This is a genomic window from Psychrobacter sp. 1U2 (assembly GCF_051847575.1).
This window is the reverse complement of sequence record NZ_JBPYDC010001201.1, coordinates 1-669: the sequence shown is the minus strand read 5'-3', so window position 1 is coordinate 669 and position 669 is coordinate 1. Positions and strand designations below refer to the sequence as shown.

Annotated in this window: 1 protein-coding gene; it reads right to left on the bottom strand. The window is 41.1% G+C overall.

From position 1 onward, the window contains the following. Positions 1 to 302: 302 nt before the first annotated feature. The coding region (locus ACS8FD_RS21200; RefSeq protein ID WP_439277321.1) for a tryptophan synthase subunit alpha at positions 303 to 669 on the bottom strand (367 nt) is incomplete at its 5' end.

The window sequence follows — 669 nt, the reverse complement described above, 5'->3', positions numbered from 1 at the left end:
ACTTTGAGTTTCAGGTTTTTTTATAGTATCAGTCATATTATTCGCCATTGTTGAAGGCTTATCGGCAAGCTTGCTCATTTACTTGTCCTTAAGAGTTTAATTGTTGTCTAGTCTAGGAAGCAAATACAGCCATAACATGAGCAGTTATGACTAACACGGTAGCTTATTCGCATTACTATTATCTATGTCATGATAAACAATAAGCTGAATAAATCGAGTAATTGTAACAAATTATACATCATGTTAGTTTACACACGTAAACTAAATATAGCAAAGTGATTTACTGCTATTATCATCATTACTTAGGCACTCAAACTGTCTAATGCACCGCGCAGCTCATCCATTTTTGTCATGATTTTTTGCTGTGCATTTGCGACTGCAGCGGCATCATTGGCATCGATATCGGCAAAGTTCTGTACCAATGCACTACCGACGATGACGCCATCTGCATGAGTACCGATCGCTTTTGCAGACGCACCATCACGGATACCAAAACCGACGCATACTGGCAAATCGGTCTCTGCTTTAATCGCTTGAACTTGAGTCGCTACATCGTCAGTATCTAGTGTGGCTGAGCCCGTCACGCCTTTTAGTGATACATAATAAATATAGCCGCCACAATGAGTCAAGACTTGCTCACGGCGCTCAGGCAAAGTGGTTGGCGATAGC